The organism is Methylobacterium sp. 391_Methyba4 (assembly GCF_029691625.1).
In the GTDB taxonomy this organism is placed as follows: Bacteria; Pseudomonadota; Alphaproteobacteria; order Rhizobiales; family Beijerinckiaceae; genus Methylobacterium; species Methylobacterium fujisawaense.
In genome coordinates this window covers 2,404,782-2,427,548 of sequence record NZ_CP121475.1, presented here as the reverse complement: position 1 = coordinate 2,427,548, position 22,767 = coordinate 2,404,782, and the positions used below count along the sequence as shown (strand labels likewise).

Here is a 22,767-nt window from a genome sequence, read left to right as displayed (position 1 = left end):
GGTCGTGCGCGCGCGATCCGGCGGTCGTGCGCGCGGAACGCGGCCATCCTCGCGCGTCGGGCGCGGTCAGGCGCGCGGCAGTCCGCCGAGGGCCGAAAGGGAGTCCGTCGCCCGCCTCAGGCGTCGTCGGCCGGGCCGTCCAGATCGCCGACGCCGTAGCGGCGCATCTTGGCGTAGAGGCCCTGCCGGCTGAGGCCCAGCATCTCGGCCGCCGAGGCCCGGTTGTCCCGGGTGATCCGCAGCGCCGCCTCGATGCAGAGCTTCTCGATGAGGTCCGTGGTCTCGCGCACCAGGGTCTTCATCGAGACCCGGCCCACCAGCTCGGTCATCTGCTCCACCGAGCGGGGCAGCCCCCGCCCGATCGCCGAGGCGGAGCGCCCCTCGGCGATCCGCCGCGGGCCGGACCGGATGGCGAAGCCGAGGCAGGGGCGGGGGCCGGCCACCGACACGGCGGCGACCTCCACATCCTCCAGGCCGCCATAGGCGCCCCGGATGACGGTGGCGAAGCGGCGCACGGCGCCGTGGTCGACCAGGGTCGCGAACAGGGCCTGCGCCTCCATCTCGTCGCGGCCGAGCCAGTGGTCGAGGGTCCGCCCGCGGGCCTGCCCCTCGGTGGCGAGCTGGGCCAGCTCCAGGAAGGCGGCGTTCGCCATGAGGACGCGCCGCGACGGGTCGGTGACGACGAATCCTTCCGGCATCGCCGCCAGCACGGCGGCGGTGGGCGCCTCCTGATCGGGCCCGGCCGCCGCCGCCGGGTCGGCGGCCAGCTGCAGCAGGGCGCTGGCGCCGCCCTCGCCCCGGAACAGCGAGGCCGACACCGTGACCTCGCCCCGCTCGTGCGGCAGGGACGCCCGGATCGCCCCGGCCTGCCCGGTCGCCCGCAGGGCGGCGAACTGCGCCTCCAGGGCCCGGGCGCTGGAGGCGTCGAACAGGTCGACGGCGTCCTGGCCGGTGATGCGCCGTGCGGGCCGCCCGAGCAGGCGCGCCGCGGCGGGATTGACCTCGGCCACCCGGCGCGTCCCGGCATCGACCACCAGCACCGGCTCGCCGGAGATCTGAAACAGCAGCCGGTAGCGGGTCTCGGCGGCGCGCAGGCGGTCGTAGTCCCGCTCCAGGGCCTGCTGCGTCTCCATCAGCCGGCGCTGAAGGGCCGCCACCGCCCGCATGTCGCGCCCGAGCACGAGGATCGGACCGTCCCCCGCCGGCCGGATCGAGGCGTAGCGGATCGGCAGGTCGATCCCGTCGGGGCAGGGATGGTTCACCTGGCGCCATCGGGTGATGCCCTCGGCCCGGGCATCCCGCAGAAGGGCGTTGACCTTCGGGCGGCTCTCCACCGTGACCGTGTCGATCCAGCGCCGGCCCAGCCAGCCCGCCACCGTCTCGGCCTTGAGATCGGCGCCGACCGTCGCGTCCCGAATCACCCCGTCGGCATCGATCACCAGCGACAGGTCCGTCGATGCCGCGACGATGCGGCCGACCGCCTCGCCTTCGAGGAGGCCGGCCACCTGCTGCAGGGCCGCGGGCGGCGACTGCGAGGTGTGGCGAGGCTGGGGCGTCACGGTCACCGCAATGTGATTGCAATGTGATATTCGGATACCAACCCTTTCAGCAGGCCAATGCCTGTCTGTCCAGCAAAGCTTCCGCCGCGGCGGGCGCCAGGCAGGCGTCCGACACGCAGGCATCCGCCCCGACGATCCCCGCCTCGCCGCCGTAGCGCGCGAAATAGGGGCCGCCGACCAGAACGCGGATCTCCCGGTTGCGGGAGTCGCGGCGCACCTCCGCCACGGCCCTCGTCAGGGCCGGCAGCAGCACGTCGCAGGAGAGCGACAGGCCGACCACGTCGAACCAGTCGGTGCGGAGCAGCGTCAGGGGATCGACCTCGGGACCGGGCACCGCCGTGGTCACGTCCCAGCCGGCCTCCCGGAAGAAGCTCGCGACGATCGACAGGCCGAAGACATGCGTCTCGCCGGGACAGGGCAGCAGCAGCACGCTGCGCCCGTTGGCCGGGATCGATTCGTCCTCCAGCTCGGCGCAGAGGCGTCGGCTCACCGCATGGAGCCGCCCGAGCGCCTCCGTCACCGCCAGGAAGTCGCAGGCATCCTCCTCCCACAGCGCGCCGAGGTGGCGGGCCGCCGGGGCGAGCAGATCGAGGAGCAGGCGGGCCAGGGGCAGGCCGCCGTCGCGCAGGACCTCCACCCGGGCGTCGAGATCGACCGGACCGGCCTCCAGGAGCAGGGCGCTGAACTCGGCGATCTCCCGGGCACTCGGCGCGCGATTCGCCGGGCGGCCGCGGCCGGCGGGCCGGTGCGCGAGCATCAGCCGGGGCAGGATCTCCGCCTCGACCACGCGGGCGAGCATGTCCGGAACGGGCCGGCGCAGATCGGACCAACCGACGGGGCTATCGCGGAACACGGAACGACCATCGCTCACAGGGTTACAGCCGGCCGCGGGCTGGCCGTGATCCAGGCGATCGCCGAAATGCCTCCAGTCTCCCATCGGCATCCCTCCCTGAGTCGGCCCTGGCCCGGGAGGACCAGCGGCACCGCTCGTGTCCTGGGTGCGGCGTTGCTCGCCTGTCTATTCTTCGCGTTCGTCAGTCCCGGATCTGACAAGTGAAACTGCGGCAGTCTCCAGCCGTCGAGCCCGACGATACGCTTCCTGGCGATCTTGGCAATGATCTTATTCGAAGAAAAAATATCTCTCACCTGTCATGTTCCGAAACCGTCAAGCGCACTTGACACTTCTGGGACCCTCGCCCTAGCCTCTGTCAACGACGGAGCCTTTGGCGCCGCCGAGCACCAGGGAGCGGATGCATGGGTCCCGAGGACCGGCCGGCACGACCGCTCTACACGCCTGCCGAACGGCGAAAGCGCGACTCTTCGCCCTGGACCCTGGTTCAGGGCGTGCTGGCGCCTCTGCAATTCGCGATCTTCCTGATCAGTCTCGTCCTGGTGCTGCGCACCCTCGCCACCGGTGCAGGTCAGTTCGCCGCTGAGATCTCGGTCGTCGTGAAGACCCTGGCGCTCTATGCGATCATGGTCACCGGCTCGATCTGGGAAAAGGCGGTGTTCGGGCGGTGGCTCTTCGCACCGGCGTTCTTCTGGGAGGACGTGGTCAGCATGCTCGTGCTGGCCCTCCACACAGCCTATCTCGCGGCTCTCATCACGGGCGCACTCAGCGGGCAGGCGCTGCTGCTGCTCGCGCTGGCGGCCTACGCGACCTACGTGGTCAATGCCGGCCAGTTCCTCATGAAGCTCCGCGCCGCCCGTCTCGAGGGCACCGGCAGCCGCGCACCGCGCCTCGCGGAGGCGCTGTCATGAACGCTCCCCTGATCCACCAGCCTCCCTGCGGCGGCATCGACCTGCACCAAGAGCAGGGGCAGAGGGCGGTGTTCTGCGGCCTCACCGGCATCGTCTGGCTCCACCGGAAGATCCAGGACGCCTTCTTCCTCGTGGTCGGCTCACGGACCTGCGCGCATCTGATTCAGTCCGCCGCCGGGGTGATGATCTTCGCCGAGCCGCGCTTCGCGACCGCGATCATCGACGAGCGCGACCTCGCCGGGATCGCCGACGCGAACGAGGAACTCGACCGGGTCGTGACCCGGTTGATCGAGCGGCGGCCGGATATCAAGCTCCTGTTCCTGGTGGGCTCCTGCCCGTCGGAGGTGATCAAGCTCGACCTGTCCCGGGCGGCGCAACGGCTGTCGGGGCGCCTCGCCCCCGTGCGGGTCCTGAACTACTCCGGCTCCGGCATCGAGACGACGTTCACGCAGGGCGAGGATGCCTGCCTCGCCGCCCTGGTGCCGGACCTGCCCCGCGAGGTCGAGACGGCCGCGCCGTCGCTCCTGGTCGTCGGGGCGCTGGCCGACGTGGTGGAGGACCAGTTTCTTCGGATTTTTGCCGCGATGGGGATCGGCGACGTCCGGTTCCTGCCCGCCCGCCGGGCCGACACGATGCCCTCGGTCGGGCGCAACACGCGCTACCTCCTGGCCCAACCGTTCCTGGCCGACACGGCCCGCGCCCTCGAAGAGCGCGGCGCCCGCCGGCTCCCGGCGCCGTTCCCGCTCGGTGCCGAGGGCACGACCGGATGGCTGCGGGCGGCGGCTGAGGCGTTCGGCGTCGCCGAGGCCGTCTTCGACCGGGCGACGGCCCCGGGCCGCACCCGTGCCGAGACCGCCCTCGCGCCCCATCGCGAAAAGCTCGCGGGCAAGCGCGTGTTCTTCTTCCCTGATTCGCAGCTCGAAGTGCCGCTCGCCCGCTTCCTCGCCCGGGAACTCGGCGCGGATCTCGTGGAGGTCGGGACGCCTTACCTGCACCGGGCGCATCTCGCCGCCGAGATCGAGCTGCTGCCCCAGGGTACGCGGGTGACCGAGGGCCAGAGCCTCGACGACCAGATGGACCGCTGCCGAGCGGCGCGCCCGGACCTCACGGTCTGCGGCCTCGGCCTCGCCAACCCGCTGGAGGCGGAGGGTCTGTCGACCAAGTGGTCGATCGAGCTGCTGTTCACGCCGGTACAGGGCTACGAGCAGGCCGGCGACCTCGCCGAGCTGTTCGTGCGCCCGCTCCGGCGCCGCGCCCTGCTGGAGGTGTAGCGCCATGCAGCTCACCCTCTGGACCTACGAGGGTCCCCCGCATATCGGCGCCATGCGCGTCGCAACGGCGATGTCCGGCCTGCACTACGTGCTTCACGCGCCGCAGGGCGACACCTACGCGGACCTGCTGTTCACGATGATCGAGCGGCGGGACGCCCGCCCGCCCGTCACCTACACCACCTTCCGCGCGCAGGATCTCGGCCGCGACACCGCCGAGCTGTTCAAGGAGGCGGTCGCCGCCGCGCACGCACGCTTCCAACCCCAGGCGATGATCGTCGGCGCCTCCTGCACCGCCGAGCTGATCCAGGACGATCCGGGTGGCCTCGCCAAGGCCCTCAACCTGCCGATCCCGGTGATCCCGCTGGAGCTGCCCGCCTACCAGAAGAAGGAGAACTGGGGCGCCTCGGAGACCTTCTATCGCCTCGTCCGGGCGCTCGCCGGTCCGCCGGCCCCGCGTCCGGCGCGCGAGCGCGGTCGGCGGCCGCTCTGCAACATCCTCGGGCCGACGGCTTTGGGCTTCCGCCACCGGGACGATCTGATCGAGATCCGACGTCTGCTCGACTCCCTCGGGATCGCCGTCAACATTGTCGCGCCGCTGGGAGCCTCTCCGGCCGACCTCGGCCGCCTCGGGGACGCCGATTTCAACGTCGTGCTCTACCCCGAAACCGCTCGGTCGGCCGCGGAGTACCTGAAGAAGAGCTTCGGGCAGCCATTCACGCAGACACTGCCGATCGGCGTCGGCGGCACCCGCCGGTTCGTCGCCGAGGTGGCGGAGATCGCGGGAATCGATCCGGCACCCGTGCTCGACGGCCCGGGCTCGCGCCTGCCCTGGTACTCGCGGTCGGTCGATTCGACCTACCTGACGGCCAAGCGCGTCTTCGTGTTCGGGGACGCGACGCATGCCATTGGCATCGCCCGGGTCGCGGCGCGCGAACTCGGCTTCACGGTGGTCGGTCTCGGGACCTACAGCCGCGAATTCGCCCGCGAGGTCCGCGCCGAAGCGGCCGAGCACGGGATCGAGGCGCTGATCACCGACGACTACCTCGACGTCGAGGCGGCGATCCGCGCGGCGGCACCGGAACTGGTGCTCGGCACCCAGATGGAGCGCCACGTCGCCAAGCGGCTCGGCATCCCCTGCGCGGTGATCTCGGCGCCGGTCCACGTCCAGGACTTCCCGGCCCGCTACGCGCCGCAGATGGGGTTCGAGGGCGCCAACGTCCTGTTCGACACCCTGGTCCATCCGCTGATGATGGGCCTCGAAGAGCACCTCCTCGGCATGTTCCGGGAGGATCCCGAATTCCACGACGGCGTCGGCCCCTCGCATCTCGGCGGCAAGTCCTTCGGGACTCCGGCGGACGGGGCGCTCGAGGCCGGAGAACGGGCGCCGGCCGACACCCCTCCGACGTCGGCGCCCGTTCCGATCCTGCTGGACAGGCCGGTCGCGACCGCGTGGTCGCCGGAAGCCGAGAAGGAACTGAGAAAGATCCCGTTCTTCGTGCGCGGCAAGGCCCGCAGCAACACCGAGACCTTCGCCCGGGAGCGGCACCTGCCGCTCATCACGATCGAGACCCTCTACGATGCCAAAGCGCATTACGGCCGCTAGGCCGCCGATCCGCGTCGTCATCGTCACGCTCGACAATCATTTGGCGAGCGCGGTGGAACGGGCGCGCCTGCGCCTCCGGTCCGAGATGCCGGGGCTGGTGCTGGGCTTCCACGCGGCAGCCGAGTGGGAGACCGATCCTGCGACGCTAGAGGCCTGCCGGGCCGACATCGCGCAGGCCGACATCGTGCTCTCGGCCATGCTGTTCATGGACGAGCATGTCCGGGCGATCCTGCCGGCGCTCGCGGCCCGGCGCGAGGCCTGCGACGCGATGATTGGCTGCATGTCGGCGGGCGACGTGGTGAAGACGACGCGGCTCGGCCGCTTCGACATGAGCGGCACCAAGCGCAGCGCCCTCGACTTCCTGAAGAAGCTGCGCGGCAAGCCCGGCCAGCAGGGCAATGCCGGCCGGCAGATGGCCCTGGTGCGCAAGCTGCCGAAGATCCTGCGCTTCATCCCGGGCTCGGCCCAGGACGTGCGCGCCTACTTCCTCACCCTGCAATACTGGTTGGCGGGCTCCGACGAGAACGTCGCAGCCCTGGTGCGTTTCCTCGTGCACCGGTACGCGGCGGGCGAGCGGGCGGCCTGGCGCGACGGGCCGGCGGCACCCGCGCCCCTCGACTACCCCGAGACCGGCCTCTACCACCCGCGCCTGCCCGGCCGAATCGGCGCGGACCCGTCTCGGCTGCCGCGAAGGGCCGACGCGACGGGCCGCGTCGGCCTCTTGGTGATGCGCAGCTACGTGCTCGCCGGCAACACCGCCCACTACGACGGCGTCATCGCGGCCCTGGAGGCCAAGGGCCTCGACGTGGTGCCGGCCTTCGCCAGCGGTCTCGACAACCGCCCGGCCGTGGATTCGTTCTTCATGCGGGATGGGCGCGCCTGCATCGACGCCCTCGTGTCCCTCACCGGCTTCTCCCTGGTCGGCGGCCCCGCTTACAACGATGCCGCTTCCGCCGAAGCGATGCTGGCCCGACTCGACGTGCCCTACCTCGCCGCCCAGGCGCTGGAGTTCCAGACGCTGGAGCAGTGGGAGGCGGGTGAGCGCGGCCTGTCGCCGGTCGAGGCGACCATGATGGTCGCGATCCCCGAACTCGACGGCGCCACCGCCCCGATGGTTTTCGGGGGCCGCTCCGCCGCGTCGGGCAGCGACAATTCCCGCGACATGCGGGTCCATCCCGAGCGGGCCGCGCGTCTCGCCGAGCGGGTCGAACGGCTGGTGTCCCTGCGCCGGACCGAGAAAGCCGAGCGCCGACTCGCCGTGGTGCTGTTCAATTTTCCGCCGAATGCCGGCGCCACCGGCACGGCGGCGTTCCTGTCGGTCTACGCCTCGCTCCTCAACACCCTGAAGGGCCTGGCGGCCGACGGCTACACCGTCGACGTCCCGGAGAGCGTCGATGCCCTGCGCGCAGCGATCCTTGAGGGCAACGCCAAGCGCTACGGCACTCAGGCGAATGTCCACGCCCGCATTCCGGCCGAGGACCATCTGCGGCGCGAGACTTACCTCGCCGAGATCGAGACCCAGTGGGGCCCGTCGCCGGGCCGCCATCAGACCAACGGCGCCGAAATCTTCGTGCTCGGAGCGCAGTTCGGCAACGTCTTCGTCGGAGTCCAGCCTGCCTTCGGCTACGAGGGCGACCCGATGCGGCTGCTGTTCGAGCGCGGCTTCGCGCCGACCCACGCCTTCTCGGCCTTCTACCGCTACCTGCGGGAGGATTTCTCCGCCGACGCCGTGCTGCATTTCGGCACCCACGGGGCGCTCGAATTCATGCCCGGCAAGCAGACCGGCCTGTCCGAGGCCTGCTGGCCGGAGCGGCTGATCGGGGCGCTGCCGAACGTCTACCTCTACGCCGCCAACAACCCGTCGGAGGGGACGCTCGCGAAGCGCCGCTCGGCCGCGACGCTGGTGAGCTACCTGACCCCGAGCCTCGCGGCGGCCGGGCTCTACCGCGGGCTGATCGACCTGAAGAGTTCGATGGAGCGCTGGCGCGGCCTCGACCTCGAAGCCGGGACGGAGCGGGAGAGTCTCGCCCGGATGATCCAGGACCAGGGCGCGGCCCTCGATCTCGTGGCCGCCGAGCCGGCCTGGACCGGCGATCTCGGCGCTCGGGTCGGCGCCCTCTGGTCCGCCGTGCAGGAGTTGGAGCAGACCCTGATCCCGCACGGGCTGCACGTGGTCGGAGCGGGGACGCCGGAGGTCGAGCGGGTCGACCTGCTCCTGGCGCTCGCCGAGTCGGCGCACGGCGTGAGTCCGGAGCGGGCCGGGATCGAGGCCCTGGTGGCCGGGCACGGCGTCGAGGCGGCGCTGACGGCCTCCGGCCTGTCCGCCGACGAGACCAGCCGCGCCGCCTTCGCGAGTCTGGCCGAGACCGACCGGCTGCTCGCCCGGGACCACGAGGTGCCGGCGCTGCTGCGGGCCCTCGACGGCCGCTTCGTTCCGCCGGTGGCGGGCGGCGACCTGCTGCGCAACCCTGCGATCCTGCCAACGGGCCGCAACCTCCACGGCTTCGACCCCTACCGCCTGCCTTCCGCCTTCGCGGTCGCGGACGGTGCCCGGCAGGTGGCCCGCATCCTCGAACGCTTCGCGGCCGACGGAAAGCCCTGCCCGGAGAGCGTTGCCCTGGTCCTGTGGGGCACCGACAACCTCAAGAGCGAGGGCGGCCCGATCGCCCAGGCGCTGGCGCTGATCGGCGCCGCGCCCCGCTTCGACGGCTACGGCCGCCTGAGCGGCGCCGAGCTGATCCCACTGGAGACCCTTGGCCGCCCGCGCATCGACGCGGTGGTCACCCTCTCGGGCATCTTCCGCGATCTCCTGCCGCTCCAGACGAAGCTCCTGGCGGAGGCTTCGTACCTCGCCGCCACCGCGGACGAGCCGCTGGAGCAAAACTTCGTCCGCAAGCACGCCCTGGCGATCCAGGCCGAGCAGGGCTGCGACCTGGAGACGGCGGCCCTGCGGGTCTTCTCGAACGCCGAGGGGGCCTACGGCGCGAACGTCAACCACCTTGTCGATTCGGGGAGCTGGGACGACGACGCCGAGCTGTGCGAGACCTTCTCGCGCCGCAAGAGCTTCGCCTATGGCCGCACCGGCCGCCCGGCGCCGCAACGCGCCCTGATGCAGGCGGTGCTGGCCTCCGTCGACATGGCCTACCAGAACCTCGACTCGGTCGAGGTCGGCGTCACCTCCGTCGACCACTACTTCGACGGCCTCGGCGGCATGGGCCGGGCGGTGGCCCGCGCCAAGGGCGAGTCGGTGCCGATCTACATCAGCGACCAGACCCGCGGGGAGGGGCGCGTGCGCTCCCTCGAGGAGCAGGTGGCGCTGGAGACGCGCACCCGCATGCTCAACCCCAAATGGTACGAGGGCCTGCTCGGCCACGGCTACGAAGGCGTCCGCCAGATCGAGACCCACCTGACCAACACGGTAGGCTGGTCGGCCACCGCCAACGCGGTCCAGCCCTGGATCTACGAGCGGATCACCGAGACCTACGTCCTCGACCCTGCCATGCGCGAGCGCATGGCGGCCCTCAACCCCACCGCCTCCGCCAAGGTCGCCCAACGGCTGATCGAGGCCCACCGCCGCGGTTTCTGGACTCCCAACGCAGAGATGCGCGACGCCCTCGACCGGGCCGAGGAGGAGCTGGAGGATCGTCTCGAAGGCGTCACCACAGGAGTCGCCGCATGAACATCGCCATCCGCAATCCGGTCGTCGCCCGGAAGGAAGAAGGCAGCGTCCAGGTCGCCCTGGACCCGGACCTGAAGATCGAGACCGCCAAGGTCTTCGCGGTCTACGGCAAGGGCGGCATCGGCAAGTCGACCACCTCGTCAAACCTGTCGGTGGCCTTCTCCAAGCTCGGCAAGCGCGTGCTCCAGATCGGCTGCGACCCGAAGCACGACTCGACCTTCACCCTGACCAAGCGCCTCGCCCCCACGGTGATCGACGCCCTGGAGGCAGTGAACTTCCATTCGGAGGAGCTGCGCGTCGAGGACTTCGTGGTCGAGGGCTATAACGGCGTCATGTGCGTCGAGGCCGGCGGCCCGCCCGCCGGCACCGGCTGCGGCGGCTACGTGGTCGGCCAGACGGTGAAGCTCCTCAAGGAGCACCATCTCCTGGAAGACACCGACGTCGTGGTGTTCGACGTGCTGGGCGACGTGGTCTGCGGCGGCTTCGCCTCGCCGCTCCAGCACGCCGACCAGGCGCTGATCGTCACCGCCAACGATTTCGACTCGATCTTCGCCATGAACCGGATCGTGGCGGCGATCCACGCCAAGTCGAAGAACTACCCCGTGCGCCTGGGTGGCGTCATCGCCAACCGCTCGGCCAAGACCGACGAGATCGACCGGTTCAACGACGCGGTCGGCCTGAAGCGGCTGGCTCATTTCCCCGACCTCGACGTGGTCCGCCGCTCGCGGCTCAAGAAGTCCACCCTGTTCGAGATGGACTCGTCCCCGGAGCTCGACGCCGTGACCGCGGAGTACATGCGGCTCGCCGAGACGCTGTGGTCGGGCGCCCCGCCCTGCGAGGCGGTCCCGATGAAGGATCGCGACCTGTTCGAGTTCCTCGGTTTCGATTGAGTTTGGGGTCCGACCGATGGCCAGCGCCAGCTACGACGCCCGCCGGGGCGAGTTGACCACCTACTTCGACCGCACCGCGGTCGAGGCGTGGTCGCGCCTGACCTCGGACGCGCCGGTGAGCCGCATCCGCGCCACGGTGCGGGCAGGCCGCGACGCCATGCGGGCGACGCTCCTCTCCTGGCTGCCCGCCGACATGACCGGCCTGCGCCTGCTCGATGCCGGCTGCGGCACCGGGGCGCTCAGCGTCGAGGCGGCGCACCGCGGGGCGGAGGTGGTGGCGATCGACGTCTCGCCGACGCTGATCGGGCTGGCGCAGGAGCGGCTGCCGGCGATCGCCGGGGCGGGCCGCATCGACTTCCGCGTCGGCGACATGCTCGATCCGGGTCTCGGCCGCTTCGACCACGTGGTGGCGATGGATTCGCTGATTCACTACCGGGCTGCCGACATCGCCCGGGCGCTGGCGGCGCTGGGTGCGCGCACCGACGGCTCGGTGCTGTTCACCGTGGCGCCGCGCACGGCCCTGCTGACTGTGATGCACGCGGCGGGCAAGTTCTTTCCCCGCAGCGACCGTTCGCCAGCGATCGTGCCGGTGACCGAGGGCGGCCTGCGCCGTCGGATGACCTCTGAAACAGCGCTCGACGCCTTCACCTGGGCGCGGAGCCACCGGATCAACAGCGGATTCTACCTGTCGAACGCGGTGGCGCTGACGCGCGCGCGCCCGTCCGCCTCTGCGGGATCGGGGGCGGCGTCGCCCGGGGTGCGGACATGAACGCCGCATCCCAGAAACTGACCCGCGCGCTGATGCGCCTCGGCCCGGCGATCCTCCCCTTCGCGGATGCCGCAACCGTCGAGCTGCCCCTCGGGCGCCTGCTTCGGCTCGCCCTGTTCCAAGTCACCGTCGGCATGGCGGCGGTGCTGCTGATCGGCACCCTGAACCGGGTGATGATCGTCGAACTGGGGGTGCCGGCCTGGATCGTCGCGGTGATGCTGGCGCTGCCGCTGATCTTTGCGCCCCTGCGGGCGCTGGTCGGCTTCCGCTCGGACACGCATCGCTCGCTGCTGGGCTGGCGGCGGGTGCCCTACATCTGGTTCGGCACGCTGCTTCAGTTCGGCGGCCTCGCGATCATGCCGTTCGCCCTGTTGATCCTGTCGGGCGACACCACCGGGCCGCTCTGGGTCGGCAACCTTGCGGCGGCTCTGGCCTTCCTGCTGGTCGGTGCCGGTCTGCACACGACCCAGACCGTCGGGCTGGCGCTCGCCACCGACCTCGCCCCCGCGCATGCAAGGCCGAAGGTGGTGGCGCTGCTCTGCGCGGCCCTGCTGTTCGGCATGATGGCGAGCGCCCTGCTGTTCGGCCTGTTCCTCGCCCATTTCTCGCCGGTGCGCCTGATCCAGGTGATCCAGGGCGCCGCCCTGGTCACCATCATCCTCAACGGGTTCGCCCTCTGGAAGCAGGAGCCGCGCGATCCCAATAGGACGCAGACGGCGCCGCAGCGCGACTTCCGGTCGTCCTGGCGGGCCTATGCGGGCGAGGGGACCGCCCGCCGTCGCCTCGTGGCGATCGGCCTCGGCACAGCGGGCTTCTCCATGCAGGACATCCTGCTGGAGCCCTATGGCGGCCAGATCCTGCACCTTTCCGTGGGCGCGACCACGGCCCTCACGGCGCTGCTCGCCGCGGGCGGCGGGCTGGGCCTGCTGGTTGCGGCGCGCTGGCTCGGCCGCGGGGGCGATCCGTTCCGGGTGTCGGCGGTCGGCGTCGGCATCGGCATCCTCGCCTTCTCGGCGGTGGTCTTCGCCGCGCCGCTGGCCTCGGCCGACCTGTTCGCCGCCGGCGTCAGCCTGATCGGGCTCGGCGGCGGCCTCTTCGCCCACGGCACGCTCACCGCCTCGATGAACCGCGCCGGCCCCGAGGATACGGGGCTGGCGCTCGGCGCCTGGGGCGCCGTGCAGGCGACCGCCGCGGGCCTGTCGATCGCGGCGAGCGGCCTCGTGCGCGACGTGGGCGGCGCCATCGCCCAGTCGGGGGTGCTCGGCGAGGGCATGAACGAGCCCGCGATCGGCTACCTCATCGTCTACCACATCGAGATCGCCCTGCTGTTCGCGGCGCTCCTCGCGCTGGGGCCGCTGGTGCGTGAGGACGCACGGACAGAGGATCGAGACCGCATCGCCAACGGCCTTGCCGGCCGGACGGCCTGACATTCGGGGAGGACAGCCATGCCAACCGGCGCACTTACGGGTTATGTCGACGTCGCCCAGGTCGTGCTCTACGCGTTCTTCATCTTCTTCGCCGGGCTGGTCTTCTGGCTGCGCCGCGAGGACCGGCGGGAGGGCTACCCGCTGGAGAACGAGGCCGTCGGCCGCCGCAAGGCGGACGATCCGATCCTGATCCCCCGGTCCAAGGCCTTCCATCTCCCCGGCGGCGAGACCACCTACGCACCGCAGGCGGTGCACGGCCGGGACGACATCGAGACCGGCATCCCGGCCCGCAAGGTCGAGCCCTGGCCCGGCGCTCCCTACGAGCGCACCGACACGTCGCTCCAGGCCGGCGTCGGCCCCGGCTCCTGGGTGCTGCGACACGACGTCCACGACCGGACCTGGGACGAGGAGATCCGCATCGTTCCCCTGCGGGTGGCGAAGAACTTCGTCATCCACGAAAGCGGCCCGAACCCGATCGGCATGACGGTGTTCGGCACCGACAACGCCGTGGCGGGCGTGATCAGCGACGTCTGGGTCGACCGCGGCGAGTCGCTGATCCGCTACTATGAGGTGGAACTCCCGGCGGGCGGCCGCCGGCTGATGCCGACCACCTTCTGCCGGGCCGGCGGCTTCACCAAGACGGTGACGACCGAGGCGCTGCTCGCCAGCCAGTTCGCCGACATCCCGACCACCCGCGATCCCGACAGCGTGACCTTCTTGGAGGAGGAGCGGATCGTCTCGTATTTCGGCGCCGGCACGCTCTACGCGACGCCGGCCCGGGCGGAGCCCCTGATATGAGCGGCGACTTTCTCCCCGAGGGCACCCCGCGGGGCCTGCCCGGTCCTCTGCCGGCGGGCGAGCGCATCCTGTGGCAGAGCAGGCCGACCACCTTGGGCCTGTTGGTCCGGGTGTTCCACGCCCGTCTGGTGATTGCGTGGTTTGCGGTCTGCGCCCTGGCCTTCGGCCTGGCGGCCGGTTCGCCCGCCTCGGCCCTGAAGGTGGTGGGACCGACCCTGGTGATCGGCGCGGGCGCCGTCGCGCTGCTCTGGCTGCTCGCATGGCTCACCCATCGGACGACGCTCTACACGGTGACCAACCGTCGTGTCGTGCTGCAGGCCGGCATCGCCCTGCCGGTGACCCACAACCTGCCCTTCGCGCAGATCGAGACTGCGGCCCTGCGCGCCTTCACGGATGGCAGCGGCGATCTCCCTCTGCAGTTGCGGCCGGGTATCCGCATCGCCTACCTTCACATCTGGCCGCATGTCCGGCCCTGGCGTCTCGCCCGGACCGAGCCCATGATGCGGTCCGTACCGGAGGCCGACGCCGCGGCGGCGCTGCTGGCACGGGCCCTCGCGGCCCATGCCGACGGCACCGCGCCGCCGGTTCGGGTGGCGCAGCTCGAGCGCGCGGACGAAAATTCCGGTCGCCTCGTCGCGGCCGAATAGGGAGGGGCACGATGGGCGAGCGGGCGGAGGGCGCCGGCCGGGCGATGGGGCCGGCGGGACCGGCACCGGCGCTGCTGATGGTCGGTGCGGGCGCACTCATGGGCTTCACCATGCTGGCGGTCCTGATCGGCCGGAGCGAGCAGGTCGGCCTCGTCGCACTGCCGCCCGCCAAAGCGGTGGCGCGGCTCGAATTCCGCGCCGAGGATCAGGTCGATGGCTCGATCGCCCTGCGGGACATCGCCGACCGGCACATCGTCGCCTGGATCCGCCCCGGCGAGGACGGCTTCCTGCGCGGGACCCTGCGGGGCCTCGCCCAGGCCCGCCAACGGGAAGGCCTCGGGCCCGAGCAACCGTTCAGCCTGACCCGCTACGAGGACGGCCGGCTCGCGCTCGCCGACGAGGCGACCGGCCGCCGGGTGCCGCTCGAGGCCTTCGGGCCGACCAATGCCGGCGCCTTCGCCCGGCTGATGCCCGCGCCGGGCGTACCCGCCACGGAGACGCGGTGATGGGCCTGTTCGGCAGCCGCACCGTCACCGTACCCTGCACGGTGGAGATCGAGCAGACCCCCGAGAGCCTGCACGCCCACGTGACCCTCGATGCCGGCTTCGAGATCGAACCCGGCGACGAGGTCCAGGTCCACGACGCGCCGACCTCGGTGCCCTACGGCGAGCGGCTGACCGTGCGCCGCACCGCCACGGTCACCCGGGCCGGGGCGCTGGAGCGGGCCTGGACCAAACTCATCGCCCATCTCGAGCTGACCGAACTCTACGAGGTCAGCTTTTCCGAGAGGAGGAAGCTGTGAACGCATCTGTCCCGCCGCCCTCCGGCCAGCCTGTCCCGAAGGTCCCGGTCAACGAATCGACGCGGGCCGCCCAGGAGACGACGTTCCTCAGCCCGCGCTTCTACACGACGGATTTCGACGAGCTCGATCGCACCGATGTCGAGCCCGTGCGCCGCGACTGGGATCTGCTCATTGCCGAGCTGCGCGCCGACCCGAACAAGCGCCACTTCACCCGCAACGAAGAGTTCGACTGCGACCTGTCGCAGATGGAGCCCGAATTGCGGAAGGAGTTTTTGGACTTCTTGGTTTCCTCGATCACGGCGGAGTTTTCCGGCTGCGTCCTCTATGCCGAGATGAGGAAGCGGGCAAAGAACAAAGATATCAAGGAATTGTTCGGCTTCATGAGCCGGGACGAGGCGCGTCACGCCGGGTTCATCAACGATACGCTCAAGGATTTCGGCATCGGCGTGGATTTGGGGTTTCTCACCAAATCCAAGAAGTACACGTTCTTTCGACCGAAATTCATCTTCTACGCCACCTACCTCTCGGAGAAGATCGGCTACGCCCGCTACATCACGATCTTCCGCGAGCTGGAGCGGCACCCGGAGCGGCGCATCCATCCGATCTTCAAGTGGTTCGAACTCTGGTGCAACGACGAGTTCCGCCACGGGGAGGCCTTCGCGCTCCTGATGCGCGCGAACCCGAAGCTGACGAGCGGCGTGAACCGCTACTGGATCCGGTTCTTCCTGCTTGCGGTCTTCGCCACGATGTACGTGCGCGACCATCACCGGCCGGCCTTCCACAAGGCGCTCGGGGTCGATCCCACCGACTACGACTTCAAGGTCTTCCGGATCACCTCGGAGATCTCCCGGCAGACCTTCCCGCTGGAACTCGACCTCGACAACCCGAAGTTCAAGGCGGGGCTCGACCGGCTGCTTGCCTGCTCGCGGGCGATCGCCGACGCCAAGGCGCGGGGCGGCGTCGTCGGCACGGTGCAGCACGGCGTGCAGGTGCTGCGGGCGGCCACGACCTTCGCCCGGCTCTATCTCCTCCCCGTCAAGGCCAACGCCCTGCCGGCCGACATCCGCCTCCAGCCGGTCTGGTAGCATGGGGACCTACGCCGCCCCGGTGGTCTACGCGGTCCTGCTCTGGTGGTTCTCTACCGGGCTGATCCTGCTGCTCGACCACGCCCCGCGGCGGACGCATGCGTGGAGCATGGCCGGGGCGACGCTGCTGCTCGCGGGCGCCCTGTTGGCGATCCGGTCCAGCGCCGCGGACACGAGTGCCACGGGGGCCTACACGGCCTTCACGGCGGCGCTCGTCGTCTGGGGCTGGCAGGAAATGAGCTACTACATGGGCTTCCTGTCCGGCCCCAAGCCGGCCGCCTGCGCGCCGGGGGTGCGGGGGTTCGACCGGTTCCTCGCGGCGCTCGCCACGAGCCTGTGGCACGAATTCGCCATCGTGATCGGGGGTCTGGCGGTCCTGGCCCTGGTCTGGGGCAGCCCCAACCGCTTCGCCCTGTGGACCTACGGCACCCTGGTGGTGATGAACCTCTCGGCGCGGCTCAACCTGTTCCTGGGGGTGCGCAACCTCCACGCCGAGTTCCTCCCGGACCATCTCGGCTACCTCGCCTGCTACCTGTCCCGGAAGCCGATGAACCTGCTGTTTCCGGTCTCCGTGAGCCTGGGGACCATCGCGGCGGCGCTGCTCGGACGCGCGGCCCTGGGGCCGGACCTGCTGGAGCACGAGCTGATCGGCCTCACGGTCCTGGCGACGCTCACGGCGCTCGCCACCCTGGAGCACTGGTTCCTGATGCTGCCGCTGCCCTCGGCGGAGCTGTGGCGCTGGAGCCTGCCGGCCCGGGCGCCCGGGGAAGCGGCCGGACCGCCGGATCACGTGTAGGCCGAGGGATCACGAACGGGCGACGCACGTCCACCAATCTGGAACTGGTCTTGTGCGAAGTCCGGTGTCACAGGCGGGATCAACCCGCAGGATTTGTTCGGGGAGAGGCGACATGGACTACGAGACCTTCTTCGGGGCTGAGATCGCCGGGCTCCACCGGGAGGGGCGCTACCGGGTCTTTACCGACCTCGAACGCCACGCGGGCAACTTCCCGCACGCCACGCACCACCATGCCGGCGGCACGCGTCCCGTGACGGTGTGGTGCTCCAACGACTATCTCGGCATGGGCCAGCACCCGGCCGTGACCGGCGCGATGCATGAGGCGATCGACCGCTGCGGCGCTGGCGCCGGCGGCACCCGCAACATCTCGGGCACCAACCACTACCACGTGCTCCTGGAGCGCGAGCTCGCCGACCTCCACGGCAAGGAGGCGGCCCTGCTGTTCACCTCCGGCTACGTGTCGAACTGGGCGGCGCTCGGGACCCTGGCCTCACGCCTGCCGAACTGCGCGGTCTTCTCCGATTCCGAGAACCACGCCTCGATGATCGAGGGCATCCGGTTCTCCCGCGCCGAGCGACACATTTTTCGTCATAACGACCCGGAGGACCTGAACCGCAAGCTCGCCCTGGTCGATCCGGCCCGACCGAAGCTCGTGGCGTTCGAATCCGTGTACTCGATGGACGGCGACATCGCCCCCATTGGAGAGATCTGCGACGTGGCCGAGGCCCACGGGGCACTCACCTACCTGGACGAGGTCCACGCGGTCGGCCTCTACGGCGCCCGCGGCGGCGGCATCTCGGAGCGGGACGGCGTCGCCCACCGGCTCGACGTGATCGAGGGGACGCTGGGCAAGGCGTTCGCCGTGCACGGCGGCTACATCACGGCCTCGGAGAAGCTCTGCGACTTCGTGCGCAGCTTCGCGTCGGGCTTCATCTTCACCACCTCCCTGCCACCCGCGGTGGCGGCGGGCGCGGCGGCGTCGATCCGCCACCTGAAGACGAGCGGCGAAGAGCGCGCCCGGCACCAAGAGCGCGTGGCGAAGGTCCGTCAGGCGCTGGAGGCCGCCGACATCCCGACCATGCCCAACGACAGCCACATCGTGCCGGTGATGGTCTGCGACCCGGTGCTGTGCAAGGGGATCTCCGACACCCTGCTCGACGAGTTCGGCATCTACGTGCAGCCGATCAACTACCCGACGGTGGCCCGCGGCACCGAACGCCTGCGGATCACCCCGTCGCCGCTGCACACGGATGCCGACATCGCCCGTCTCGTCGAGGCCCTGACCACGATTTGGGGGCGGATCGGGCTTCGGCAGAAGGCGGCGGAGTAAGGCGCTCTTCCCTCCCCCTTGCGGAGAGGGGTAGGGGTGGGGGTGGTGCAGACGGCACCGCCTCGACCCATCCTGCACCCCCCATCTCCGGCTCCTCCCCAAGCGGGGAGGAGAGGAGCCAGAGCCAGAGCCCCGTGCCCACCTTCCCCTTCTCGGCCATCGTCGGCCAGGACGAGATGCGCCAGGCGCTGCTGATCGCGGCGGTGGACCCGTCCGTCGGCGGCGTGCTGGTCTTCGGCGACCGCGGCACCGGCAAGTCCACGGCGATCCGGGCGCTGGCCGCCCTGCTGCCGCCGATGCGGGCGGTGGCCGGCTGCCCCTACAATTGCGACCCCGACAGCCCGGCCGCATCCTGCCCGCATTGCGCGGAAGGCGGCCCGCGAAAGAGTCACAAGACACCGGTGCCGGTGGTGGACCTGCCGCTCGGCGCCACCGAGGACCGCGTGGTCGGCACCCTCGATCTGGAGCGGGCGCTCGGCGCAGGCGTGAAGGCCTTTGAGCCGGGGCTGCTCGCCCGGGCCAATCGCGGCTTCCTGTATATCGACGAGGTGAATCTGCTCGAGGACCACCTCGTCGACCTGCTGCTCGACGTGGCGGCCTCCGGCGTCAACACCGTCGAGCGCGAGGGCCTGTCCTTGCGCCATCCGGCGCGGTTCGTGCTGGTCGGATCCGGCAACCCGGAGGAGGGCGAATTGCGCCCGCAGCTCCTCGACCGGTTCGGGCTGGCCTGCGAGGTCGTGACCCCGAAGGACATCCCGACCCGCATCGCGGTGGTGCGTGCCCGCGACGCCTACGAGCGCGACCCGGAGGGCTTCTGCGCCGCCCGCGCCCGGGACGAGGCCGCGATTCGAAAGCGACTCCTGCTGGCGCGGGAGCGCCTGCCGTCGGTCACCGTGCCGGATGCCGCCCTGGAGCGCGCGGCGCAGCTCTGTCTCACCCTGGGCACGGACGGGTTGCGCGGCGAGCTGACCCTGATGCGGACCGCCCGGGCGCTCGCGGCCCTCGATGGCGCCGGAGCCGTTACCGACGACCACCTCCGCCGCATCGCCCCGGCCGCCCTGCGCCACCGGCTGCGCCGCAACCCGCTGGACGAATCCGGATCCACCGCCCGGGTGGAGCGGGCGCTGGCGGAGATGTTTTCGTGACTGTCGCGCTGCCGGTCCGCCTGTCGTGGACCGGACGGACCGCGCCCGACCGGGTCGGGATGGCGCGCGGGTCTCCTCTCCCGTGCGGGAGAGGGACAGGGTGACGGACGTGCCCGATCCGGAAAGGTCTCCTCCCTCACCCCGACCCTCTTCCGCACGGGAGACAGGGGGCGTCGCGTCGCGTCCCGGGAAGGCCGAACCGGCGGCCCAGGGCGAGGACGCGCCTCTGCAGGACAGGCTTTTCAGCGCGTCGCATCCCTGGACCGACGCGCATCGCGCCGCCCGGCTCCTCGCCGCCGACCCGCATGGGCTCGGTGGCGCGGTGGTCCGCGCCCCTGCCAGACCGGAGCGCGAGCGCTGGCTCGAGACCCTGCGGGCCGCGTTGCCCTCCGGAACGCCCTGGCGGCGACTGCCGCCCGGCATCGGCGACGACAGCCTGCTCGGCGGCCTGGATCTCGCCGCGACCCTGGCGGCGGGCCGCCCCATCGCGCGGGCCGGTCTGCTGGCGGAGGCCGATGGCGGGATCGTCGTCGTCCCCATGGCCGAGCGCCTGCCGGCCGGCACCGCGTCCCGCCTCGCGGCCGCCCTGGATGCCGGCACCGCGGTGGACCGGCCGGCCCGATTCGGCCTGATCCTCCTCGACGAGGGCGAGGCGGACGAGACGGTGGCCGAGGCGCTGGCCGATCGCCTCGCCTTCCGGATCGACCTGAACGGCCTCGCGGAGCCTCCCCCGGCTGAGCCGGAACCCGTCTCGGACGCTCCGGAGCCCGATCCGGTCGGGAGCCTCTGCGCCCTGGCCGAGGCCTTCGGGATCGCGTCGCTGCGCGGCCCGATCCTGGCGGTGCGGGTCGCGCGCGCCCTCGCGGGCGACGGGCCGATCGGCCGGGCAGAGATCGTCGCGGCCGGGCGCCTCGTCCTGGCGCCGCGCGCCACGCGCCTGCCCGCACCGGAAGAGCCGCGCCCCGAGACCGCCGAGGCGCCACCCGCGGACGCGCCTCAGGAGCAGCCCAGGGCGGAGACGACGGATCCGTCCGCCGCGGAAACCCCCGACGACGTCGTGCTGGAGGCGGTGCGCGCCGCCATACCGCCGAACCTCCTCGACCAGTTGCTGGCGGGGGGTCGGCGGCTCACGGCCGCGAAGTCCGGCCGGGTGGGGCAGGCGGCGGCCGCCCGCACCGGGCGCCCGGTGGGCTGCCGGCGGGGCGATCCGCGGCGGGGACGCCTGGACCTGCTCGCCACCCTGCGAACGGCCGCGCCCTGGCAGGCCCTGCGGCGCACGGGGGAGGAGACGCGCCGCATCGTGGTGCGGCGGGACGATCTGCGGATCCGGATCCTCAAGCAGCGGACCGAGACCACCACGGTGTTCTGTGTCGATGCTTCGGGCTCGGCCGCCCTGGAGCGGCTGGCCGAAGCCAAGGGCGCGGTCGAGCTGCTGCTGGCCGAGGCCTATGTCCGGCGCGACCGGGTGGCGCTGGTGGCGTTCCGCGGCACCGGCGCGGAGTTGGTGCTGCCGCCGACCCGCTCGCTCACCCGGGCCAAGCGCGGGCTCTCGGGGCTGCCCGGCGGGGGCGGCACGCCGCTCGCGGCGGGGATCGATGCCGCGGTCGCGGTGGCGCTGGGCGTGCGCCGCGGCGGCAGCCGGCCGGCGATCGTGCTGCTGACCGACGGGCGCGCCAACGTCGCCCGGTCGGGGGAGGGGGGACGAGCCCGGGCGGGCGCGGAGGCCCTGCAGGCGGCCCGCACCTTGCGGGCGGCCGGGCTGGCGGCCCTGGTGGTCGATACGGGGACCCGGGGCGAGGACGCCCGGGCGGTGGCGGACGCGATGGGCGCCCGTTACCTGAAGCTGCCGCGGGCCGAGGCCGGTCAGCTCAGCGCAGCGGTGCGGGCGGCGCTCTGAGCGCCCCGCTCTTCAGCCCCGGGGCGGGGGTCTCAGAGGTCGCCGCCGATGCCGCTGTCGGCGAGGCGCTGGTGATGGGCGAGCCACGAGTTCAGCATCTCGCGGATGACGGCCTTGAGGCTCCAGCCGCCGGAGACCGGGGCGGCGATGTTCTGGGTCGAGGAGGTGAACAGGATCATGGCCTTCTCCAAAGTCCGGGGACGCGTGTTGCTCTTGCTCGCCCGTGATATGCCGCCGTTGTTGCGGCGCAGCAATCCGCTTCCTCTCACCGGTGGCATGCGGCCGCCGCATAGGATTATGCAGTGCTACGAAATACTTCCGGCCATGAACGATAGCACCGCCGCCGCCTCTGGCCCCTCCGGCCTCTCCGGTCATGCCGCATTGCGGGATGCGGACGCATGTTGACCGGCGTCGCGACCGACCGACCGGACTGGGCCGTGGAGGGTCGCGACTGGCCCCATCGGGAGGCCAGCCGCTTCGTGGAGGCGGCGGGCCTGCGCTGGCACGTCCAGGAATTCGGGTCCCCGGATGCCCCGACGCTGCTGCTCCTGCACGGGACGGGGGCGGCCACGCATTCCTGGCGCGGGCTGGCGCCGCTCCACGCCCGTGACTTCCGCGTCATCGCCCCGGACCTGCCGGGTCACGGTTTCACGGATCCCCTGCCCGACGCCGACCTGTCCCTGCCCGGCATGGCCCGGGCCGTGGCGGGCCTCGTGGCGGCGCTCGGCCGGCCGCCCGTCCTGGCGGCGGGCCACTCGGCCGGTGCGGCCGTGCTGGCACGGATGTGCCTCGACGGCGCCATCGCCCCGCGGCTGCTGGCGGCCTTCAACGGCGCCCTGGCGCCCTTGCCGGGGGCGGCCAATCTGCTGTTCCCCGGCATGGCGCGGCTCTTGTTCCTCAACCCGCTCACCCCGAAGATCTTCGCCTGGACGGCGGACCGCGCCGCGGCCAAGCGGCTGATCGAGGGGACCGGCTCGCGCCTCGACCCGGAGGGCGTCGATCTCTACCGGCGGCTCTTCGCCCGGGCCGGCCATGTCCGCGGTGCGCTGGGGATGATGGCGAACTGGGATCTGGCCGGCCTGCACCGGGCGCTGCCCGGCCTCGCGACCCGGACCGTGCTGATCGTCGGCGGCGACGACAGGGCCATCCTGCCGGACACCGCCTTCGCCCTGCGTGACCGCCTGCCCGACGCCCGCGTCCGCCTGATCCGGGGTCTCGGCCACCTCGCGCACGAGGAGGCGCCGGAGCGCGTGGCCGAGGTGCTGCGCGCGGAGGCTTTGGACGCGGGCCTTCTGTCGCCGCCGTGAC

Annotated in this window: 20 protein-coding genes; 17 read left to right on the top strand and 3 right to left on the bottom strand. The window is 71.6% G+C overall.

What is annotated here, in order from left to right:
* Positions 1–116: 116 nt before the first annotated feature.
* Both ppsR and P9K36_RS11220 read right to left on the bottom strand, forming a co-directional pair.
* Entirely contained in the window at positions 117–1,565 is a 1,449-nt protein-coding gene (ppsR, locus tag P9K36_RS11225) for a transcriptional regulator PpsR (RefSeq protein ID WP_111473995.1), read from the bottom strand.
* Between the two features lie 40 nt (positions 1,566–1,605).
* Positions 1,606–2,496 carry a cobalamin B12-binding domain-containing protein gene (locus P9K36_RS11220; RefSeq protein WP_111473996.1) on the bottom strand — a complete coding sequence of 297 codons (891 nt, stop codon included), beginning with the start codon at positions 2,494–2,496 and terminating at the stop codon, positions 1,606–1,608.
* A 317-nt stretch (positions 2,497–2,813) separates the two neighbouring features.
* On the opposite strand from P9K36_RS11220, the gene bchF reads away from it, so the two are divergent.
* The 16 genes from bchF (at position 2,814) to P9K36_RS11140 (ending at position 21,459) form a co-directional block, all read left to right on the top strand.
* Complete coding sequence (gene bchF / locus P9K36_RS11215) at positions 2,814–3,320, top strand: 2-vinyl bacteriochlorophyllide hydratase (RefSeq protein ID WP_043757056.1); 507 nt, start codon at positions 2,814–2,816, stop codon at positions 3,318–3,320.
* A complete protein-coding gene (locus tag P9K36_RS11210; protein ID WP_043757053.1) occupies positions 3,317–4,591 on the top strand; it encodes a ferredoxin:protochlorophyllide reductase (ATP-dependent) subunit N in 1,275 nt (424 codons plus the stop codon). The genes bchF and P9K36_RS11210 overlap by 4 nt, the downstream gene beginning before the upstream one ends.
* 4 nt (positions 4,592–4,595) lie before the next feature.
* Positions 4,596–6,194: a ferredoxin:protochlorophyllide reductase (ATP-dependent) subunit B gene (gene bchB, locus P9K36_RS11205; RefSeq protein WP_111473997.1), complete on the top strand. Its 1,599-nt coding sequence runs from the start codon at positions 4,596–4,598 to the stop codon at positions 6,192–6,194.
* Complete coding sequence (locus P9K36_RS11200; RefSeq protein WP_111473998.1) at positions 6,169–9,873, top strand: magnesium chelatase subunit H; 3,705 nt, start codon at positions 6,169–6,171, stop codon at positions 9,871–9,873. Before bchB ends, P9K36_RS11200 begins: the two co-directional genes overlap by 26 nt.
* Positions 9,870–10,763 (top strand): ferredoxin:protochlorophyllide reductase (ATP-dependent) iron-sulfur ATP-binding protein, encoded by an 894-nt coding sequence (bchL, locus tag P9K36_RS11195; protein ID WP_043346558.1) that lies wholly within the window; start codon positions 9,870–9,872, stop codon positions 10,761–10,763. The genes P9K36_RS11200 and bchL overlap by 4 nt, the downstream gene beginning before the upstream one ends.
* 16 nt (positions 10,764–10,779) lie before the next feature.
* Entirely contained in the window at positions 10,780–11,532 is a 753-nt protein-coding gene (gene bchM, locus P9K36_RS11190; RefSeq protein ID WP_043757049.1) for a magnesium protoporphyrin IX methyltransferase, read from the top strand.
* The gene (locus P9K36_RS11185) at positions 11,529–12,959 is read left to right on the top strand and encodes a BCD family MFS transporter (RefSeq protein ID WP_043383090.1); all 1,431 of its coding nucleotides are present in this window, start codon (positions 11,529–11,531) and stop codon (positions 12,957–12,959) included. The genes bchM and P9K36_RS11185 overlap by 4 nt, the downstream gene beginning before the upstream one ends.
* Before the next feature lie 18 nt (positions 12,960–12,977).
* Positions 12,978–13,757: a photosynthetic reaction center subunit H gene (gene puhA / locus P9K36_RS11180; protein ID WP_043757045.1), complete on the top strand. Its 780-nt coding sequence runs from the start codon at positions 12,978–12,980 to the stop codon at positions 13,755–13,757.
* Entirely contained in the window at positions 13,754–14,404 is a 651-nt protein-coding gene (puhB, locus tag P9K36_RS11175) for a photosynthetic complex putative assembly protein PuhB (RefSeq protein WP_043757042.1), read from the top strand. The genes puhA and puhB overlap by 4 nt, the downstream gene beginning before the upstream one ends.
* Before the next feature lie 11 nt (positions 14,405–14,415).
* On the top strand, positions 14,416–14,910 hold the full coding sequence (gene puhC / locus P9K36_RS11170; RefSeq protein WP_052083600.1) for a photosynthetic complex assembly protein PuhC: 495 nt from the start codon (positions 14,416–14,418) through the stop codon (positions 14,908–14,910).
* A complete protein-coding gene (locus tag P9K36_RS11165) occupies positions 14,910–15,206 on the top strand; it encodes a hypothetical protein (protein WP_020095258.1) in 297 nt (98 codons plus the stop codon). Before puhC ends, P9K36_RS11165 begins: the two co-directional genes overlap by 1 nt.
* A complete protein-coding gene (acsF, locus tag P9K36_RS11160; protein WP_043383098.1) occupies positions 15,203–16,291 on the top strand; it encodes a magnesium-protoporphyrin IX monomethyl ester (oxidative) cyclase in 1,089 nt (362 codons plus the stop codon). Before P9K36_RS11165 ends, acsF begins: the two co-directional genes overlap by 4 nt.
* Position 16,292: 1 nt before the next feature.
* Positions 16,293–17,087, top strand: a complete 795-nt coding sequence (puhE, locus tag P9K36_RS11155; protein ID WP_043383101.1) for a putative photosynthetic complex assembly protein PuhE — start codon at positions 16,293–16,295, stop codon at positions 17,085–17,087.
* Between the two features lie 112 nt (positions 17,088–17,199).
* On the top strand, positions 17,200–18,417 hold the full coding sequence (hemA, locus tag P9K36_RS11150) for a 5-aminolevulinate synthase (RefSeq protein WP_043383104.1): 1,218 nt from the start codon (positions 17,200–17,202) through the stop codon (positions 18,415–18,417).
* A 134-nt stretch (positions 18,418–18,551) separates the two neighbouring features.
* Positions 18,552–19,562 (top strand): magnesium chelatase ATPase subunit I, encoded by a 1,011-nt coding sequence (bchI, locus tag P9K36_RS11145; RefSeq protein ID WP_053608298.1) that lies wholly within the window; start codon positions 18,552–18,554, stop codon positions 19,560–19,562.
* A 226-nt stretch (positions 19,563–19,788) separates the two neighbouring features.
* Positions 19,789–21,459, top strand: coding sequence for a magnesium chelatase subunit D (locus tag P9K36_RS11140; protein ID WP_278307281.1), 1,671 nt, complete (start codon positions 19,789–19,791; stop codon positions 21,457–21,459).
* Between the two features lie 32 nt (positions 21,460–21,491).
* On the opposite strand, the gene P9K36_RS11135 is transcribed toward P9K36_RS11140, so the two are convergent.
* Complete coding sequence (locus tag P9K36_RS11135) at positions 21,492–21,638, bottom strand: hypothetical protein (protein WP_164706391.1); 147 nt, start codon at positions 21,636–21,638, stop codon at positions 21,492–21,494.
* A 219-nt stretch (positions 21,639–21,857) separates the two neighbouring features.
* Here P9K36_RS11135 and bchO point away from each other — a divergent pair, with 219 nt between their 5' ends.
* Positions 21,858–22,766 carry an alpha/beta fold hydrolase BchO gene (gene bchO / locus P9K36_RS11130; protein ID WP_043383113.1) on the top strand — a complete coding sequence of 303 codons (909 nt, stop codon included), beginning with the start codon at positions 21,858–21,860 and terminating at the stop codon, positions 22,764–22,766.
* The last annotated feature ends 1 nt before the right edge of the window (position 22,767 follow it).

What these genes read in the sequence shown, in the direction of transcription:
- P9K36_RS11220 (WP_111473996.1), bottom strand. Translation starts at nt 2,496, where the DNA reads ATGGGAGACTGGAGGCATTTCGGCGATCGCCTGGATCACGGCCAGCCC.
- bchF (WP_043757056.1), top strand. Translation starts at nt 2,814, where the DNA reads ATGGGTCCCGAGGACCGGCCGGCACGACCGCTCTACACGCCTGCCGAA.
- P9K36_RS11210 (WP_043757053.1), top strand. Translation starts at nt 3,317, where the DNA reads ATGAACGCTCCCCTGATCCACCAGCCTCCCTGCGGCGGCATCGACCTG.
- bchB (WP_111473997.1), top strand. Translation starts at nt 4,596, where the DNA reads ATGCAGCTCACCCTCTGGACCTACGAGGGTCCCCCGCATATCGGCGCC.
- P9K36_RS11200 (WP_111473998.1), top strand. Translation starts at nt 6,169, where the DNA reads ATGCCAAAGCGCATTACGGCCGCTAGGCCGCCGATCCGCGTCGTCATC.
- bchL (WP_043346558.1), top strand. Translation starts at nt 9,870, where the DNA reads ATGAACATCGCCATCCGCAATCCGGTCGTCGCCCGGAAGGAAGAAGGC.
- bchM (WP_043757049.1), top strand. Translation starts at nt 10,780, where the DNA reads ATGGCCAGCGCCAGCTACGACGCCCGCCGGGGCGAGTTGACCACCTAC.
- P9K36_RS11185 (WP_043383090.1), top strand. Translation starts at nt 11,529, where the DNA reads ATGAACGCCGCATCCCAGAAACTGACCCGCGCGCTGATGCGCCTCGGC.
- puhA (WP_043757045.1), top strand. Translation starts at nt 12,978, where the DNA reads ATGCCAACCGGCGCACTTACGGGTTATGTCGACGTCGCCCAGGTCGTG.
- puhB (WP_043757042.1), top strand. Translation starts at nt 13,754, where the DNA reads ATGAGCGGCGACTTTCTCCCCGAGGGCACCCCGCGGGGCCTGCCCGGT.
- puhC (WP_052083600.1), top strand. Translation starts at nt 14,416, where the DNA reads ATGGGCGAGCGGGCGGAGGGCGCCGGCCGGGCGATGGGGCCGGCGGGA.
- P9K36_RS11165 (WP_020095258.1), top strand. Translation starts at nt 14,910, where the DNA reads ATGGGCCTGTTCGGCAGCCGCACCGTCACCGTACCCTGCACGGTGGAG.
- puhE (WP_043383101.1), top strand. Translation starts at nt 16,293, where the DNA reads ATGGGGACCTACGCCGCCCCGGTGGTCTACGCGGTCCTGCTCTGGTGG.
- hemA (WP_043383104.1), top strand. Translation starts at nt 17,200, where the DNA reads ATGGACTACGAGACCTTCTTCGGGGCTGAGATCGCCGGGCTCCACCGG.
- P9K36_RS11135 (WP_164706391.1), bottom strand. Translation starts at nt 21,638, where the DNA reads ATGATCCTGTTCACCTCCTCGACCCAGAACATCGCCGCCCCGGTCTCC.
- bchO (WP_043383113.1), top strand. Translation starts at nt 21,858, where the DNA reads ATGTTGACCGGCGTCGCGACCGACCGACCGGACTGGGCCGTGGAGGGT.